Below are 15391 nucleotides of genomic sequence, written 5' to 3' on the forward strand. Positions count from 1 at the left end.
GATCTTTGCTCGAAGGATTCGGCGTGGCGGCCATGGTCGAGGATACCTTCGACGATGGCCGCAAAGGCCAGCGGTGGGGATTCGCGAGCGATCCTCGCAGGCGGGACGATGTCGACATCGCTTTCGTCCCTCTCGCGCAATATGTTCTGGCGGACGTCCTCATGCGCGCGATCACCTGCACGCGCCATGGCCGAAACGGTAGCGCTGCGGGTATGGTGATGCATCGAGCCGAAGTGACCGCGGATGCTGTTAGTTCCGATCGGTGTTGGGGATGTTCTTATTGGACAAGCCCAATACGACTGCTGTGGCGATGTTGGCAGGACGGTGGCTTGTCGCCAGCACTCGTCGTTGCTCTTCAGAGAGACCGTCGGTCCTTTCTACTGCGGCGTACGCAATTTGAAGATTTCGTAGCGCGGCTTGGACTTTATCGGTCTCGACTCCGGCAGGAAAGCCCGGCGGTGCCCACTTGAAGCTGTCATATCCGAGAGTTTGAGCAACCGCACTTGCTGCGCCTCCGTAGCCGCCGGCAACGTACAGCGTCTTACCTGACTGCACTGTTAGCCGTGCTTCTTCGATCACCCCAGGTTCAGCACCTTGGAATCCTGTCAGCTTGCCGCCCAATATGATCCGGGCGTCCGCACGTTCGCTGACCTGCTTGCGCATGGCTGTCAGAGCCTCGGCCGAATTCGCGGTTGGACGCGCTGTGGTGTCCTTCCGCCTTTGTGCCACAGTCTGCGGCTCTCCATCCGGGGTGAGCAGATATAGCCGCCCGGCGATGCCTAGTCGTCGGTCGATCTCTTCGAGCTCGCCGATGGGTATCTGCTGGTGCTCGGATGCGGGAATGTAGAGCTCGAGGGACAGACGTTCGGCGCCGTAGCGCTCGACTTCATCGATGAGGAGCTGGGTGAATCCTGCCGGTTTGATTCGTCCTCCGTACGCGATGATGCCGCCGGCCAGGATGATGGCGCGGGCGATCTCTGCCACCACCAGTTCGAGGTGGAACGGGGTCAGCCCGAGTCGGCCAAGGTCCTGGCTGTCGGAGATGGACAGTGCCACGCGACGTTCGAGTAGCGCGTCGCGTGGCACGATGATCGGATCGGTCACTGGGGAAGCCTTCCGCCGCGTGCTGCGAATGTGCGTGGGGTCAAGACATCGACTTTGTGGCTGAATCCGGCTAGTTCGCAGAGTTCGACGACGACTTCGCGCTCTTTCGGCCCCAATGGTGGATCGGGATGGAGGATCCATACGTGATCGTCCTGTGGCTGTTCACGTTTGTGCTTGATCAACCAGGGCGTCAGCGTGATGGGCTCCGGCGCGTGGGTGGGAAGCCAATCGAAACCGTTTTTCTTCAGGTAGACCGTCTGGGCGTTCCACAGGGCTCGCTTTAACGCTTCGTCCACCAGGCGGTTGAGTGCCGTGCGGATGCCGGGAAGTGGATCCTGCACGTTGCACGGGACGGACGGGATGTGGTCCATGAGAAATGAACCGCGTTCTTCCCCGGTCGTGAAGGCGTACATGCCGACGATAGGCACGCCTGCATGCTTGGCGACGAGGACCTCGCGCTGGGTCCATTCACGACCTGAGTACTTGTCGGTCCGAACCATTAGCAGCGCACAGTTGGCCGCGTTGCGGTCCAGCTCGGTCTCCCATTGAGAACCCGATTGGAGGTCCTGAGCATCGAAGAAGGCGTCTAGCTTGGTCTTCAGGATCTCTTCTCGCACTTTGTCGAACAGGACGGGGCCGTGTTCGTGATGGGGTTCTTCCAGCGAGAAGCGTTTGGTGTGACTGATGAAGACACGTACTCTGCACGGTTCGCCAGCTGCAGCATCCACTCGCTGGGCGATCGCTTGGCACAACTCGCGGCCCAGTATTGCGGCGTCGCTGACGCTCTCTTCGGGCAACGTTTGCAGAGATCCCACCAGCCCTGCGAGTTTGCCCGACACGGTCGTCTCGGGAACCCGCACCGGGTACACCCCGGTCCCTTCGACGCCCTCAAGACCCGCTATGTCGCGAATGTAGGCCTCCCACCGCGGGTCGTCCTCGACTGCACGCACCAGGTTCACGCCCAAGAGCGGCACGATAGCGTTGAATTGGGCCGCGGGTAGTTCACCCGCCAGGGGGGTTGCGATCCCCAGTGCGCGGGGTGGTGCTTCTGGACTTTCCCATCCTGCGCTGCGCGCGTACACCTCGACTGCCCCGCCCGCCAGTCCCGCAAATGCTGGGCTGTGGAAATGCTGAGACAACCAATCGCAGACTTCTGCACCTACGGCATCGTCTGGGTGCCAGACGACGAAGACGTCGAGGATCGGGGGGATCACCATGTGATCAGAGTACGGGCCGAGGCCGACGGCGACTGTGCAGCCTGACTTGTCAGCGCTCTTACGTATCCTAGGCGGAGGAACGGAACTATAGGGGGGCGTCGGTGTCCGATCGGCACAACATCTTCATCAGTCATCGTCACGAAGACGATGCGCTTGTTGACCGTCTCAAGGACCTGCTCGACGCCCGTGGCTGTGATGTGCGAGACTCATCGATTTACAGCGCCACTCCGAATGATGCGCACGCAGAGGGTTACATCCGGACGATTCTGGCCGACTGCATCCGATGGGCGGGGAAGATTATTGTCATCGTCTCACCCGAGACGAGGAACCACGAATGGGTCGATTGGGAGATCGAGTACGCCAACCGGTTCCCGGACAAGCGCATTATCGGCGTGTGGGCTCCGGGCGCCGACCAGTGTGATCTTCCTGAGCCGCTGGCAGACTATGCCGACGCGATGGTGAGCTGGGATGCCGAGGCGATCATCGATGCCATCGGCGGTGCCGATAACTGGCAGGCTCCCGACGGCTCGCCCGGCCCCGAACGTGTCATCTCCCGAGTAGGTTGCTGAGCGGAACTCTGGCATGAGACTTTTCAGTTACATCGTCCGCTACGACATCGGATTCGCACCCAACCCATTCCATGGAATGTGCACCCTGGCCACGTGCAAGCCGAAGATCCGGGCGACGGCCCGCATCGACGACTGGGTGATCGGCACCGGATCGAAGACCAAGAAACTTGAGGACCGCCTCGTGTACGCGATGCGAGTGGACGAAATCGTCGACTTCGACACCTACTGGAGCGAGTCCCGGTTCGTGCGGAAAATCCCCACCCCTCGCGGTAGCCGGAAACAGGCATATGGCGACAACATCTACCACCGCGGAGCCACCGGTAAGTGGATCCAGGCCAACTCACGTCACAGTTTGGACGATGGCTCGCCGAACCTGGGCCACATTGACAGGGACACGAACACCGATGCGGTCCTGATAGGTCGGGAGTTCGTATACTTCGGCGGATCCGGACCGAAGATCCCGCACGACCTGCGTGTTGGCTACGGTACGGACCTAGTCCACGGCCAGCGTTCACATCGCTGCCGATTCCCGCAGGAACTGGTCGATGCGACCGCCGATTGGATCCGCTCGCTGGGTACCGGCGTGCGTGGACGCCCCGCAGACTGGGGCTGACGTGGCATTTAATCCCCCCTGGAACTGGATCTCTACACGGAGATGGGTGAGCGTTCTGTGGATATCGATGACTATCAACAACGTGCCTGGGCATACGACCAGCACCCCGATGAACCCAGAAAGGGCATCACTATCGCGTTGCTCGGGCTGGGTGGCGAAGTGGGCACCCTCCAAACCAGCCAGAAGAAGCTCGTCCGTGACGGTGACGTTCATGTCGATCACCGCCCCGCGCTGATCGAAGACCTCGGGGACATCCTGTGGTACGTCGCAGACACCGCCACGTGGCTCGGCGTCCAATTGGGCGATGTGGCTGCAGCCAACCTGCAGAAGATCTCAAGCCGATGGGATAGTCACGACCGCCCGTTCCCGAGGTTGGAACCCGTCACGCCGGCGATGCCTCCACCGTTCGACATCTCGCGCGCCCTGCCGCCCGCCCGCATGTACGACGGAAGCTACTCGCCTCCAGAACGCTTGCCCCGCCGGATCGAGGTCTACCTCGCCGAACTCGACGACATGCCCGGAACAGTACGTCCTGTGGTGGACGGCAAGCCGATCGGCGACCGTGTGAACGACAACTCTCACGACCCCGATGGCTACCGTTGGCATGATGCCTTTCATCTTGCCAATCTCGCCACGCTGGGTTGGTCACCCGTCTTCCGTGCACTGCTGGGCCGCAAGCGCCGCAGCAATCCTGCCACCGATAGCGTCGAGGATGGCGGAAGGGCGATTGCTGTCGAAGAGGGCTTAAGTGCCATGGTCTTTGAAGCAGCATCGCGGGCGCGGATGTACGCGCACAGCCAGGTCGTCGACACGTCCATCCTGACAACTTGCCAACGGATGGTCGCTCCCTTCGAGGTAAGTGATTGCTCTGCGCTGGAATGGGAACGAGCGATACTCAACGGCTGCGAAGTATGGCGGACGCTCCACGATACTGGGCATGGGGTCGTCACATGCGACCTCGATACCCGCTCCATCTCCGTTCGGCCGATGTCCCAGGGCGAACGTGCTGCGCACGCAGCTACATGCACAGCACTTTAGGTGCTACCGTCGCTGGCCTAATCGATACCCCACTTCGGAGGGAAACGCGCTGTCAGCGGTTGCATCGTGGGGCGGAACTTCTGCTTGATCCGGGTCCTGCCGCTGATCCCGCTTACGTCAGGATGCGTCACCCGGGCATACTTGTCCGTCTCGCAGAACAAGTTCTGACAGTCGATGAGTTGCAGCGGGCGCCCCCGGAGGCCCTCGAACTGCAGACCGAGCCGCGCGAAGTGCTCGTCCTGGCTATCTGCCATGTACCGAATCACTTCAGCCTCAATGCCGTTGGCTCGCGGTCCGAAGCACTTACGAATCCCATCGCGAGCACCAGGACCGGCAACCACATACTCCATCTCGTCGAAGTTCAGCAAGGTCGAGTAGTTGATATCGATGAGAAACTGAAAGGCCAAAAAATCCCCGATCCCGGGAAAAGCACGTAATAGGACGAACGCCTCGTTCATGTCGGTGCTATCACGCAATCTCCGCGGCAGAGCGGAGGCCAACATGTGATCGAGCAATCGGAGGTGATTGGTATGTTTTCGCGTTGCCCCGAGCCCGGGAGCTGGAATAACGTAAGCGGCAGAATAGAGCGTCCTCCCGGAACCTGACGCTTCGGAGAGGGCCTCGTCGTAGCGGTCGACCGCGAAACCATCCGATGACAGGGAACCGAACTCGTCCTGAAGTAGTTCCCACGTTTCAATCTTGTTGAAAAACTTGAATAAGAGTATCCGAAAGAGAATTTCCTCGGGGTCCTGTGAACCAGAGTATGCAACTTCGTTGATCAAGTACTGGCTCACGCGATCGCTGGCGCGATAGCAATTGGTAAATCGATGGGCACGCAGAACGGGATCGGTGGACCACGGCGCAGACGCCCCGGACAGCCTACTTACGTATGCATGTTGACGTAACGCCGCGAATCTCCAGTACGTATCGAACACCGGGCTGGTGGAGAGCGGGCGGCCAGCGATAGTCACTTCTAGCGGCACGAAGTCATGAGCTCTCGACTCATAGTCCATGCCCAGGTCCAGCATCAACTCGTCCCGACCCGCGTCATTGGCCCTCGGGTCCATTTGTCCTCCACTTCCGTCTCCGTTCCCGGCTCTCGGGCGACAGAACCGCCGTGTCTTCCGCCGGCAGCCGCACGAAACGAACCTATCTGTTCTTCCTTCAAGAAAGAGAAATGGACACTTCGGCGGGCACCCTGTCTGCTTCGCCGCGCGCCGCCCCGCCGATGCGTGCGGTTGGGGTACCGGCACTTCGACGTCGGCGCGGCTCCCGCGCGTTTGGAGGTCCCGCGAGGGACTGATATCGGCTACGACCTGCTCGTGCTGGGGCATCGACTCGATGGATTCCCACACCGTCCCTGCAAGGGTTGGCTTCATCCATCGGTGCCGCAGGAGGGGTGGGCAATATGCGCATATCTCCGGGGAGTCCCTTCGCACCTCCCCGCAGTGTAGGCGGCGATCCCCGACATCCTCATGTTCGCTAACGGTAGACAACCTCGACGACAGAGGAACGCTGGGCTCGCTGCCGCGACTTTGATGGATCGACGCACAGGGATCGCTTACTCCTCCAAGAGCCAGATCGCGGAGGCATTGATGACAGGGGACGGATGGTTCGGATTGGAAACGTGTGTTTCCACAGTGGTGGCTCCGCCGCGGTGACCGAGCGTTGGCCTAGCGTAGGCCGATCTCAAATCGGTCGATGGCGTCCCAATCCTCAAAACCGCCGTAAGCAAGGCTCTGCGGAATGATCCATTTGGCGACCAATTCTTCGCTTCCAGCCATATCGGCAAGCATTTCTAGTCCGAAATAGGAGCCAGAACGGAAATGCCGACTCGCAAATGAGTCTTCATCGACATTAAATGAGTACTCATGACCGGACTTCGGGTCGCCGACTGCCATCCTCGTCGTCGCTCTAACTCCGTATATAGCCGCCATTTTATCTTCGCTGTTGACCGCTTCGAAGCAGGCCCTGCCGTACTCGTCGCTACGCGGCGTATCCGGGTTTTGCATTCTATACATTGCCGAAATAATTTCGCTGCGCGCGAGTCGCCAATACCAACGATATGATGTTTCTGGCCAGATCCATATTTCCTTTCTCGATCCACGCTCTGCGATGAGCGTCGCGAGATTTTTTAGGATTCTTGCTTCGGCAGAAAGAATTGATTTACAGAATCCTCGATATCCCACAGCGAATTCTGGGGTATAATGGGGATCTGACCTGATGCTGTCCAATCGGCTAATCATCCGGTGCCGCAGGCTCCGATATCCTTCTTCCTCCTGCATGCGAAACTGAGTTGGCTTGACCTCGTATCCGCTACCGTAGCGGCATGTCAGCTGACCGATGCGCTCACCGAGTTGTGCGGCATCGAGCTCCACTCCGTCTTCAACGAAAAGCGGAACGAGCTCCCGGCCCGGCTCGATTCCCGCTGGATGGTTGCCGATGCGCCGCCGCAGCTGCTCGCAAAGTGTCTCGAGTGGCTGGACGTAACTGCCGTCTGAGAAATCGGCGTATAAGCGATCGGAAAGCGCATCGGGGATATTCGAATTATCAATTCGAATTGGAAGAAGCATTTCTCTCTGTATTTTCTCCTCTACCTCAAGGGCGTGGTTGATCTCCCTCTCAACCCAATCTGACTGAAGTATTTCACGGGAGAGAACGACAAGGACAAATGAAGACGAACTCACGCCATCCTTTATTCGATTTGAGAGCCGAGACCCAACCTCTAGATTCCACTCGTCGTACCAAATTTCGAAGTCTCGCTGCACGAGGTCCATGGCAAGACGCCGCACAAAGACCTTGTCGCGTGATGAGTGTGAGATGAAAATCGATCCCATATTGGAAGCCGCCTTTCGGAGTCAACGCTGTCCGACTTGGCTTAGCCGCTCCGGAGGTAATCGTGGGTCCTGCCTCAGGGGTGGGTGGTTGCGGCGGCGATGGCGAGCTGGGCGAGGGCCGGTTTGCGGATGTCGGAGTGGGCGCCGGCGAACGGTTGGTCCTGCACGTTGTTGATGACCTCGATGGCGTCGACCCGGTAGAAGGTGCCGGGTGCGAACTGGTAGTCCACGCCACCGTTCTCGGGCATGGTGCGGTCGGCGGCGGGGCTGACGGCTTGGTAGCCGTCGGCGCCGATGCCGCCCCAGCGCCCGGCGATCCCGGCCTGTGTGTCTTGTCGGGACAGGAAGGACGCCTTCGGGTACCACCGGCCCACTGCCCAGTCGTGGACACTGAAGGTCGCGACGAGGGGGCCGTGGACCCGGTCGGCGTAGTTGTGTAGGGCGCCGGGGCTGCCGAAGGGGTTGTCCTGCGCATGGGCGAATGACCAGTGGGAGAACGCGGCCTGGATCAGCAGTAGCGATGCGACCGGGCTGTCCGCCGGGGTGGTGATGCCGGCGAGGGCGAACGAGACCAGGCGGGCGCCGAAGCTATGGCCGATGAGGTGGACCCGGACGCCGGGCGAGTCGCGGTGAAGCGCGACCAGCAGCGGTCCGAGCCCGGTCCGGCCGATGTCGCCGGCCCGTGCCTTCATGATCGTGTAGGAGAACACCCGGACGACGTCCTTGGCGCCGTTGATTGCCTTGCTGAACCAGTCGCCGATGCCCTGGACGGAGGAGCCGGGTGGTGCGCTGCCGAATGCATCGGCCGCCGCCTGGTAGTCGCGCACTGGGTCGTCGGTCAGCAGGACCGCGGTCTCGCCCTGGTCTTCGTACTCGCCGTCGGGTGCGGGTGGTATGAGCGATTGCAGGAGTTGGTTGAGCTGCTGCAGCCGCTGCTCCTTCACCGTATCGGGTTCGCCAGAGCCGACCGCGGCTACGCCCTCGTCGATGAGCCGACCGATCTTCGTCACCGACTGCCGCTGTTGTGGGTCTTCGAATCCCGGTAGCAGCGATGCGGCGATCTCGGCCCCGGACAGCACCGCCGTCCCGGCGCTTTCCTCTTCCAGCGCGCTATCCCCGCTCTGGGGCGATCCTTCCGGACGCGGAGGTGTCGCCGGTGTGTCCGGGAACCAGAGGGAGGGCCAGAAGATGCCCGCGAATCCGACACGGTTGATGTCGGGTACACCGCTCGCTGCGTCGCGGATCGACGGAAACATCGTGGCGTACAGTCCCTTGGCGCTTGATTCAGAGGTGCCCCATCCATGGCTGAAGATGAACAGGTCGGTGATGTCCTCGGCGTCGACCTCGCGGAGGAATTCGTCGGTGGCGGGTGCGGTCAGCAAGCCCTTCTCGTTGAACTCGAGGTCCCACACCGGTTCCCGGCTTGGCAGGCGCTCCATGATTGTCGGCTCCCTTCGGTTAGACGTTCGACAGCATCCGCATCAGGTCGACCAGACCGGCGCCCTGGGCGTACCGTTCCCGGCCGAGGTCGGTCGCGCTCTCGGTGAGTAGGCGCTTGACCTGTCGTGGGCGGCCGATGAACTCCGGGCGGACGGAAAGAAACGCCGCGATGACGCCCGAGACGTGCGGGGCTGCCATGGATGTGCCCGACTGTTCGGCGTACGTCAACAACGGGTGACGCTGCTGCGTTCCGTTCGGCTCCTCGCCGTTTCCATCCGATTGGCCCAGTCCGGCCGCGGCGCGGACCGCACCGGAGGCGGCCGAGGCGATCCACTCGCCCGGCGCCACGACGTCGGGCTTCATCCGCCCGTCGAGGGTCGGTCCCTTGCTCGAGGTCCAGGTGACGCCGAAGGCGTGCGGTGCCTCGCGATGTGTCGACCCGACGGCGATGCAGTCCTCGGCATGCGCCGGCTCGGTGATCGACCCCATCGCAGCGGAAGTGTTGACCGAATCGCCGCCGGTGGTGCGCGCCCCGAAGTTTCCGGCCGAGACGACCACCACCACACCGGTGGCAGTGAGCTGGTTGATGGCCTGGCAGAGTGGGGACTGGCCCGCGGCGTACTGCTCGGGGTGCCATTCGCAGCCCAAACTCATGTTGACCCCGTGCACCCGCAGGACCGCGGGGTCCACGTTCACCTCGGTGCGGAGGTAGGTCAACGCTCGGATGACGGCGCTGCATGAGGTGACCCAGGTGCCCTGACGGGTGCGTCGCATGACCTTGAGGCTCACCAGTTCGCACTCCGGTGCCATCCCCGACAACGTGCCGACCCGAGATCGCAGGACACATCCGCCGTCGCTCGGATCCTTCGACAGCGCGACCCGTGGTGTGCTGCCCGCCGGGCTGCAGCCCGAGATGATGCCCGCGACGTGGGTGCCGTGTCCGCTGTCATCGACCAGGGCCGGATTCGGCGTCACCGTCCCCGCGGATCCACCCTGATTTCCGGGTGCGACTGAGCCAGAGAGCTCGGGGTGGACGAGGTAGCTGAAGTCCCGGTGCAGGTTGCTCGTCAGCCCGTACGGCGATTCCTCGCCGCGGAACTCCGAGGCAAGCTCGAGCCCGGAGAAATGGGGGTGGCCGCCGTCGATCCCGCTGTCGATGACCGCCCAGACGATCCGCCGGCCGCGGGCGTCGTAGGCGCGCCAGGCTGCGTCTGCTTTCACGGTCGGTGCGGAGCGGTCGATCTGCGGGTCCAGTGTGTAGTCCGGCCATGCCCGGAAGATGACCGGTGGCCGATCGTTCTGGCTGGCAAGCTCCTGATCGCGGTTCACCATCTCGTGCAGGTCCGGGCGAGATAGCACGCATTGATAGAGCTTCAACGAAATGAACATGAGGCCTTGAGGGAGAGGTGGATCGAGGAGGATCGGCGCCGGGTCCGCCCAACGAATGCCGGCTCGGTGTGCGAACTCGCGCCAGAGCACTTCGAGGGCGCGGCGTGCGGCGCGCAGACCGCCGGGGTAGGTCACGTTGATCTCGATCAGAATGGGGACCTTCTCGCTTTCTTGGGCAGCGCGGGTTTCCGCCGAATGCTGCCCCTCTGGCGGCAGTTTGAGGTCGCCTACGATGGGGGACCGAAAGCGTCCTTCGAGTTCGTCCATTGGTCTTGCCCCTCATCGCACACCCGACGACGCGAACACAACTTCGTGCCGGCTCCCGCGCCTGCACACCGAAAGACCGGTCTGTTTTATTGTCCTCCCACAGTCGCCCCATGTCACCCGCGGTTCCGGATCGACGGTCCGTGAGAACATCGACGGTCGATGGCGGCTCATGTCGAGGAACCGTGCTGCACCGATGCCGACGCCGTTGCGCGAAGACATCGATGTCGAGCACTTTGACAGGTGGTCGACGGGTCTGGCGATGCTCGGCTAAAGATCACTTCCTGCACGCTCCATCCAAGTGCTGCCGCGGAATGGACAACACCATGCTCTTTCACAACGGAAAGCGGACCTCTTCATCGTTGACCTCGCTGCGAATTAACGTCAAGACTGGTCCGTACTGTTCGCGTCGAACCTGGTGGAGGTGGTCGCGGCGTTGGACGTAGTCGCCGACGGTCATGCGGTCCACGGCCGCCACCCGGGCGGCGCTGGTCTGGCGGGTCCATTGCCCGGGTGCGGTGATCTCGGGATGTTCGGCGGCAAGCCACCGCGCGGACTTGGCCATGATGGTGCGGATGGCCCTGCGGACCCCCAGGGGTGAGCGGCATTCGACCGGCTGCGCGTGCACCCAGCCACCAACGATCACCAAAGCAAGATGCTCCACGCGCTCCAACGTGCCGTCGCCGTACGCGGACACTGCGACCCGCCGGCGCGCACCGGAGACAACCCCTACGCTGTCATCGAAGGCACCACCGATTGCTGGGCCAACTGGGTCGCCCGTTGGCACGACACCTCGACCGCGGTATTCAGGTCCTCGAGCCTGGGGCTGCGGTTGATCAGCAGGGCCTGGCTGAGCCCCCCGCGCAGTCGATGTTTGCCGATCAAGACGCCGCGGTAGCCCCACTGGCCGAGGACCGCGCTGGCCTGGAGCATTGACTCCCCGATCGCCTCGGCGCCGAGGACGAGGCGGGCCAGGTGCAGCCGGTCGAATGTGCCCAATAGTTGGAAGGCCTCGAAGCTGCCGAGCAGATAGGCCAGCGCGAGGATTAAGGACGCACCGTGGTCTCGGTAGGCAGTTCCCTGGCTGCGAGGAAGGCCTCGGTGCTCGAACCGCACAGCTGCGCCCAGTCCTCGTTCGTCCACGCCCAGAAGGACCGGCCGGTGTCCGCGCAATTCTGCAAGATGCTCGCGGCCGCGTGCGCCCCGGCCCGCCGGAACCGGGCGTCATCGCCATGATGCAACCCGGCCCGCGCGGTGTCGAGCGGCTCGACGAGCCGCACCAGCGCCGTCCAATGGGTCGCGGTCCGGCGTGGGATTCCCCGCGCTCTATTGCGGCGCAACGCCTTCGGCCTCAAATCTCTCAGTGCGCGGCGCTCCGCGTCGGTCAGCTCCTCGCGCCGATCGTAGTGTTCGAGGACATCGGAAACGTCCACGCCGGCCATGTGGCATCCGCCTTGCCGACGGCACGAACCGCGGCGGTCACGTCGGGCCGTCCCGTCGGCTGCGGTGAGCTTGCTGATGCGCTGCGCATGCAGGTGCGTCATCGAACGAGTCAACTTCTCCGCAAGATCCCGGCCCGGTGGGCGAGGTAGCCCGACAGCAGCACCCCGTCGCCGCCGAGTACGCCACCACCCGCCCTCGACGGGTCTTGGTCGTCTCCGCCCGCACCCGCAGCATGCGGTGCGCGGGATCGAGATCGTCGGTGCGTAGCGAGCACAGCTCTTCACGGCGCAGCGCCAACTCGTAGGCAAGCGCCAGCATCAGCGGGTTACGGATCGGCTCGAGACGGAACACGTCAAGCAGCTGCAACCACTCGGCCTCGCAGGGGATCCAAGACAAGTTGATCATCCGCGGGACGAGCGGCCGGGACTGCCCACCGAAATGCCGGCCCGCCGTGTAACGGATGCCCTCCTCGACCAGGAAGTCGTAGAACAACTGCACCGGAACCAGCCGCGGCAGCAGTGTCGCGTTCGCCAGACCCGAACCCGAGTCCAACGCGACAACGTTGGTACCGCGCCGACTCGGGCGAGTCCGCAACTCCCTTACAAACAAGGCGATTTGGGCCCGGGTGGCGGCAACAGGATCGACGCCCTCGCGCTCGCAGGCCAGCAGATACTCGGCCAGGCCGCGCGCATACGCGTCGATTGTGCGAGGCGCACGCCCCAGATCGGTCCAGATCCGTAACCACTCGGCCGCTCGTGCCGGCACAGGACCGGCCACTTCTCCTCCAAGATCATCGACACAGTCAACAGGGCCCCTCAGCTCGTGGTGACACCGCGGGACGAACAACCGACCCCCGGCGTGATTCCACGCAACTAATACGGTGATCGACATCTGCTCACGCAGGGTGGTGGGCTGGTCCATCGCCGACCACATGAGCACCGAGTTCGTCACCGACGCGATCGAGATGGCGGTGCGTACACGCGGTGGTGACATACGTGGCGCTATCTTTCAAGCGATCGCGGGACTCAATACACCGCAGCCTCTTTCGTTGATGTTTGCCGTCGTCATGAGATCCGTCCGAATCGAGGACGGGTGGGCTCGAGTTACGACAACGCCCTCGCCGAGTCGTTCTTCCAAGGACTCAAAAGGGACTGGCTTCATGGGCGCGGCTGGTCATCGAAAAACCGCGGCGCGGACGGAGCTGTTCGAGTAGCTCTCGTACTACAATCGACGTCGCCGTCACTCCGCCCTCGACTACCTCGCCCCAGTCGAGTTCGAACAACGACTGATCGCGTCGTCTACGCTGTCAGTCGCCGCATGAAGTCGGGTGTCCACTCCCGAGGGGCAACCTCACTTCCGGTGATCGTCGGTCATACCACTGGCGGCCGGTGCGCCTGAGGAAGTACTCACGCACGGATCTTCTCACGTGGCCACACGGGCGTCGGCACTGAGATGGCGCGCAGGAGCACCTTCCCGTGGTCACTTCCACGATATCGTCACATCCGGTCTGGCTGCTCGGAGCTCTTGTCGGGTCGGGGATGTCGCGCAAGCTGCTGGTTGCTGGCTTCGCTCTGCCGACTGAGAGGGCGAGCTGCAACGACTGAGTAATATGGCGTAAGGCGTCTCGATACCGGCGGAAATCGATGGGAGTGGCGAGAACGGCTGGCTTTCATCGGGGACCGCCCGGCGTCCCGGTTGCGGATATCCGCTGTTCATAGTGCTCACGGTGAGGCGGATGACCACGGTACTGGGAAAATTCAGCCGCGATAGTAAGTGTTCCGAACAGGTGACTGCCATCTCTGAATTATCCCCTCAGCGGACGCGATATCCTCGGCATCGATTGTTGGCATCGGATATACGAAGACCTCAGTAGCTCCTGGATCGAAAACCCCTCCTGATATTCCGTTCTCCTTGAATATGAGTAGCGGAAGATCGAGCGCATACGCTATTCCCGCCTCAAGGTTGTTCCACGGAGTCGGGTGAACGCAGTCAGGTTCGATGACCCTCGGGCTATCTGTGTGTGGGCCCACGATGGTCCGGCCAGTCGATCGCGAGTGTTCGAACCCGAGGATGACCGCACCTGCGCAGTGTCTGGCAATGCTCAGCACTTCGCGCAGTGGCGTGCCGACGGGGTAGTCGGATCTACCTAGAGTGCGCGGTTCGAGACCGCAGGCTTCCAACCTTGCAGTGACTATATCCCGTATCTGACTTTGATTGATGCTCAATCTAGATGGGCAAGAGACAAATACAGGTATGCGCACAGGGAAAGGCTACAGCGTGACCGGATATTGGGATATCCGAGGTTCCTATCGCCTGGGTGCCGTGACCGCAGGCCACGGCACCCAGGCGATCGCCACAGTCAAGTTCAGCGGTAGGCGGTTCGTCGATGTCTCGTCTCAAGTAGGCAGGCGATCGAGTACGGCTGTACCCCGAGAGCTTGGTCCCGGGGTACAGTGCCGTAGCGACCGCGGAAGCGCGCTCAGCGACTACCGGGGTGTCGCTTGCCGGGTGAAGGGACCACCTCGTTGCGACGAGTATGGGACCAATCGACTATGCCGGTAATTTTACGGGTGATGAAATGTCGCCAAGGCTTCGCGCGGCTGGCCCGGAGTTGTCTATGGCTAAAGGGCATCCTGGCGCGCTGCAGGCGTCGGTCGAACTGGTCCATCTCGACGGAACAGCCTTTCACCTGAGTTCTAGCCCACGTCCAAGCCTTGATCGACGCATGGAACGACGATCCAAAACCCTTTGCGTGGACCAAAACCGCCGACGAAATCCCGGACAACCTCGCCAACTACTGCACGCAAATTAATCAACTGAACAACGATTTGAGATACTAGCGCATCTCGTCACTTCCTCGCTTTAAGAATTCCTCGTAGCTTTTGTCGATATAGTATGCAACCATCAGGTCCAGGTTTGAGATGCGGTGCTGAATATCCCATGTAGTTAGATGGATTGACACCGTCTTATATATGTTTTCCCAGCGCGGATGGTGATTTGCTTTATCGACGAAATCTGCGACGATAGACATAAAAGTGATTGCATCTTTAAATCTGTTGAATACTAAATCTCGGTGCAGTTCTACTCCTGTAAGTCCGGGTTTGCCGATAACTGGCCCTTTTGCGATGTCCCACTTGGGCAATTCTTCGGTTACGACCAACTCCAGTTCTTCCTCGGAAATCGGTGCTGGTGGATACTTCATCGGCGGACGCGGATATGGGAGCCTCTTACTGTTGGTGGGCGGTGTAACATGCGCGGACGAGCTGTCCATCAGAAGGCGCTGAACTTCGCTCAGGACTGGCTCCAGATCCCTTTCGAGATATGCCTCCCGTACGAACGCCGCCTGCTTCTCGACGAGTGTGGCTATCGATTCTGGCAGTGCTTCAGCTGGAATCATCTCTTCTCCGAAGATAATCGGAATGACTATTTTGCCACGATGTAGCGACAATTCAATTTCGTTTCGAACCCAGTCGTCGT

14 protein-coding genes and 1 pseudogene are annotated in these 15391 nt (G+C 61.6%); 4 read left to right on the forward strand and 11 right to left on the reverse strand.

Annotation, left to right across the window (positions count from 1 at the left end):
• Positions 1-249: 249 nt before the first annotated feature.
• A complete protein-coding gene (locus RHA1_RS40620) occupies positions 250-1104 on the reverse strand; it encodes a hypothetical protein (RefSeq protein ID WP_011599837.1) in 855 nt (284 codons plus the stop codon).
• Positions 1101-2321: a toll/interleukin-1 receptor domain-containing protein gene (locus RHA1_RS40625; protein WP_148228501.1), complete on the reverse strand. Its 1221-nt coding sequence runs from the start codon at positions 2319-2321 to the stop codon at positions 1101-1103. Before RHA1_RS40625 ends, RHA1_RS40620 begins: the two co-directional genes overlap by 4 nt.
• A gap of 101 nt (positions 2322-2422) precedes the next feature.
• Here RHA1_RS40625 and RHA1_RS40630 point away from each other — a divergent pair, with 101 nt between their 5' ends.
• The 3 genes from RHA1_RS40630 to RHA1_RS40640 are packed head-to-tail and all read left to right on the forward strand — an operon-like array spanning position 2423 to position 4541.
• Entirely contained in the window at positions 2423-2890 is a 468-nt protein-coding gene (locus tag RHA1_RS40630; protein WP_011599839.1) for a TIR domain-containing protein, read from the forward strand.
• 13 nt (positions 2891-2903) lie between these two features.
• Positions 2904-3503, forward strand: a complete 600-nt coding sequence (locus tag RHA1_RS40635) for an Nmad2 family putative nucleotide modification protein (protein WP_011599840.1) — start codon at positions 2904-2906, stop codon at positions 3501-3503.
• 57 nt (positions 3504-3560) lie between these two features.
• Complete coding sequence (locus RHA1_RS40640; protein WP_011599841.1) at positions 3561-4541, forward strand: nucleoside triphosphate pyrophosphohydrolase family protein; 981 nt, start codon at positions 3561-3563, stop codon at positions 4539-4541.
• Between the two features lie 17 nt (positions 4542-4558).
• On the opposite strand, the gene RHA1_RS40645 is transcribed toward RHA1_RS40640, so the two are convergent.
• From RHA1_RS40645 to RHA1_RS40685, 8 genes are all read right to left on the reverse strand, one after another.
• Entirely contained in the window at positions 4559-5608 is a 1050-nt protein-coding gene (locus tag RHA1_RS40645) for a nucleotide kinase domain-containing protein (protein ID WP_011599842.1), read from the reverse strand.
• A 606-nt stretch (positions 5609-6214) separates the two neighbouring features.
• The gene (locus RHA1_RS47985) at positions 6215-7378 is read right to left on the reverse strand and encodes a toll/interleukin-1 receptor domain-containing protein (protein ID WP_011599843.1); all 1164 of its coding nucleotides are present in this window, start codon (positions 7376-7378) and stop codon (positions 6215-6217) included.
• Positions 7379-7452: 74 nt separating this feature from the next.
• Positions 7453-8817, reverse strand: a complete 1365-nt coding sequence (locus RHA1_RS40660; RefSeq protein ID WP_011599844.1) for a hypothetical protein — start codon at positions 8815-8817, stop codon at positions 7453-7455.
• A 19-nt stretch (positions 8818-8836) separates the two neighbouring features.
• A complete protein-coding gene (locus RHA1_RS40665; RefSeq protein ID WP_011599845.1) occupies positions 8837-10474 on the reverse strand; it encodes a S8 family peptidase in 1638 nt (545 codons plus the stop codon).
• 331 nt (positions 10475-10805) lie between these two features.
• The gene (locus RHA1_RS40670; RefSeq protein WP_041813338.1) at positions 10806-11168 is read right to left on the reverse strand and encodes a hypothetical protein; all 363 of its coding nucleotides are present in this window, start codon (positions 11166-11168) and stop codon (positions 10806-10808) included.
• Positions 11169-11200: 32 nt separating this feature from the next.
• A complete protein-coding gene (locus RHA1_RS40675) occupies positions 11201-11470 on the reverse strand; it encodes a hypothetical protein (RefSeq protein WP_041813341.1) in 270 nt (89 codons plus the stop codon).
• A gap of 47 nt (positions 11471-11517) precedes the next feature.
• Positions 11518-11913 carry a hypothetical protein gene (locus RHA1_RS50030; protein WP_041813343.1) on the reverse strand — a complete coding sequence of 132 codons (396 nt, stop codon included), beginning with the start codon at positions 11911-11913 and terminating at the stop codon, positions 11518-11520.
• 37 nt (positions 11914-11950) lie between these two features.
• Positions 11951-12679 (reverse strand): tyrosine-type recombinase/integrase, encoded by a 729-nt coding sequence (locus RHA1_RS40685; protein ID WP_237727083.1) that lies wholly within the window; start codon positions 12677-12679, stop codon positions 11951-11953.
• 112 nt (positions 12680-12791) lie between these two features.
• Here RHA1_RS40685 and RHA1_RS40690 point away from each other — a divergent pair.
• A pseudogene (locus tag RHA1_RS40690) lies at positions 12792-13235 on the forward strand (DDE-type integrase/transposase/recombinase); the annotation flags it as partial.
• A gap of 1515 nt (positions 13236-14750) precedes the next feature.
• Here the strand turns inward: RHA1_RS40690 and RHA1_RS48000 are convergent.
• Positions 14751-15311: a 4a-hydroxytetrahydrobiopterin dehydratase gene (locus tag RHA1_RS48000; RefSeq protein ID WP_148228502.1), complete on the reverse strand. Its 561-nt coding sequence runs from the start codon at positions 15309-15311 to the stop codon at positions 14751-14753.
• Positions 15312-15391: the final 80 nt, after the last annotated feature.

Source organism: Rhodococcus jostii RHA1, assembly GCF_000014565.1.
Classification (GTDB): Bacteria; Actinomycetota; Actinomycetes; order Mycobacteriales; family Mycobacteriaceae; genus Rhodococcus_F; species Rhodococcus_F jostii_A.

What these genes read in the sequence shown, in the direction of transcription:
- RHA1_RS40625 (WP_148228501.1), bottom strand. Translation starts at nt 2,321, where the DNA reads ATGGTGATCCCCCCGATCCTCGACGTCTTCGTCGTCTGGCACCCAGAC.
- RHA1_RS40635 (WP_011599840.1), top strand. Translation starts at nt 2,904, where the DNA reads ATGAGACTTTTCAGTTACATCGTCCGCTACGACATCGGATTCGCACCC.
- RHA1_RS40645 (WP_011599842.1), bottom strand. Translation starts at nt 5,608, where the DNA reads ATGGACCCGAGGGCCAATGACGCGGGTCGGGACGAGTTGATGCTGGAC.
- RHA1_RS47985 (WP_011599843.1), bottom strand. Translation starts at nt 7,378, where the DNA reads ATGGGATCGATTTTCATCTCACACTCATCACGCGACAAGGTCTTTGTG.
- RHA1_RS40660 (WP_011599844.1), bottom strand. Translation starts at nt 8,817, where the DNA reads ATGGAGCGCCTGCCAAGCCGGGAACCGGTGTGGGACCTCGAGTTCAAC.
- RHA1_RS40665 (WP_011599845.1), bottom strand. Translation starts at nt 10,474, where the DNA reads ATGGACGAACTCGAAGGACGCTTTCGGTCCCCCATCGTAGGCGACCTC.
- RHA1_RS50030 (WP_041813343.1), bottom strand. Translation starts at nt 11,913, where the DNA reads ATGGCCGGCGTGGACGTTTCCGATGTCCTCGAACACTACGATCGGCGC.
- RHA1_RS48000 (WP_148228502.1), bottom strand. Translation starts at nt 15,311, where the DNA reads ATGATTCCAGCTGAAGCACTGCCAGAATCGATAGCCACACTCGTCGAG.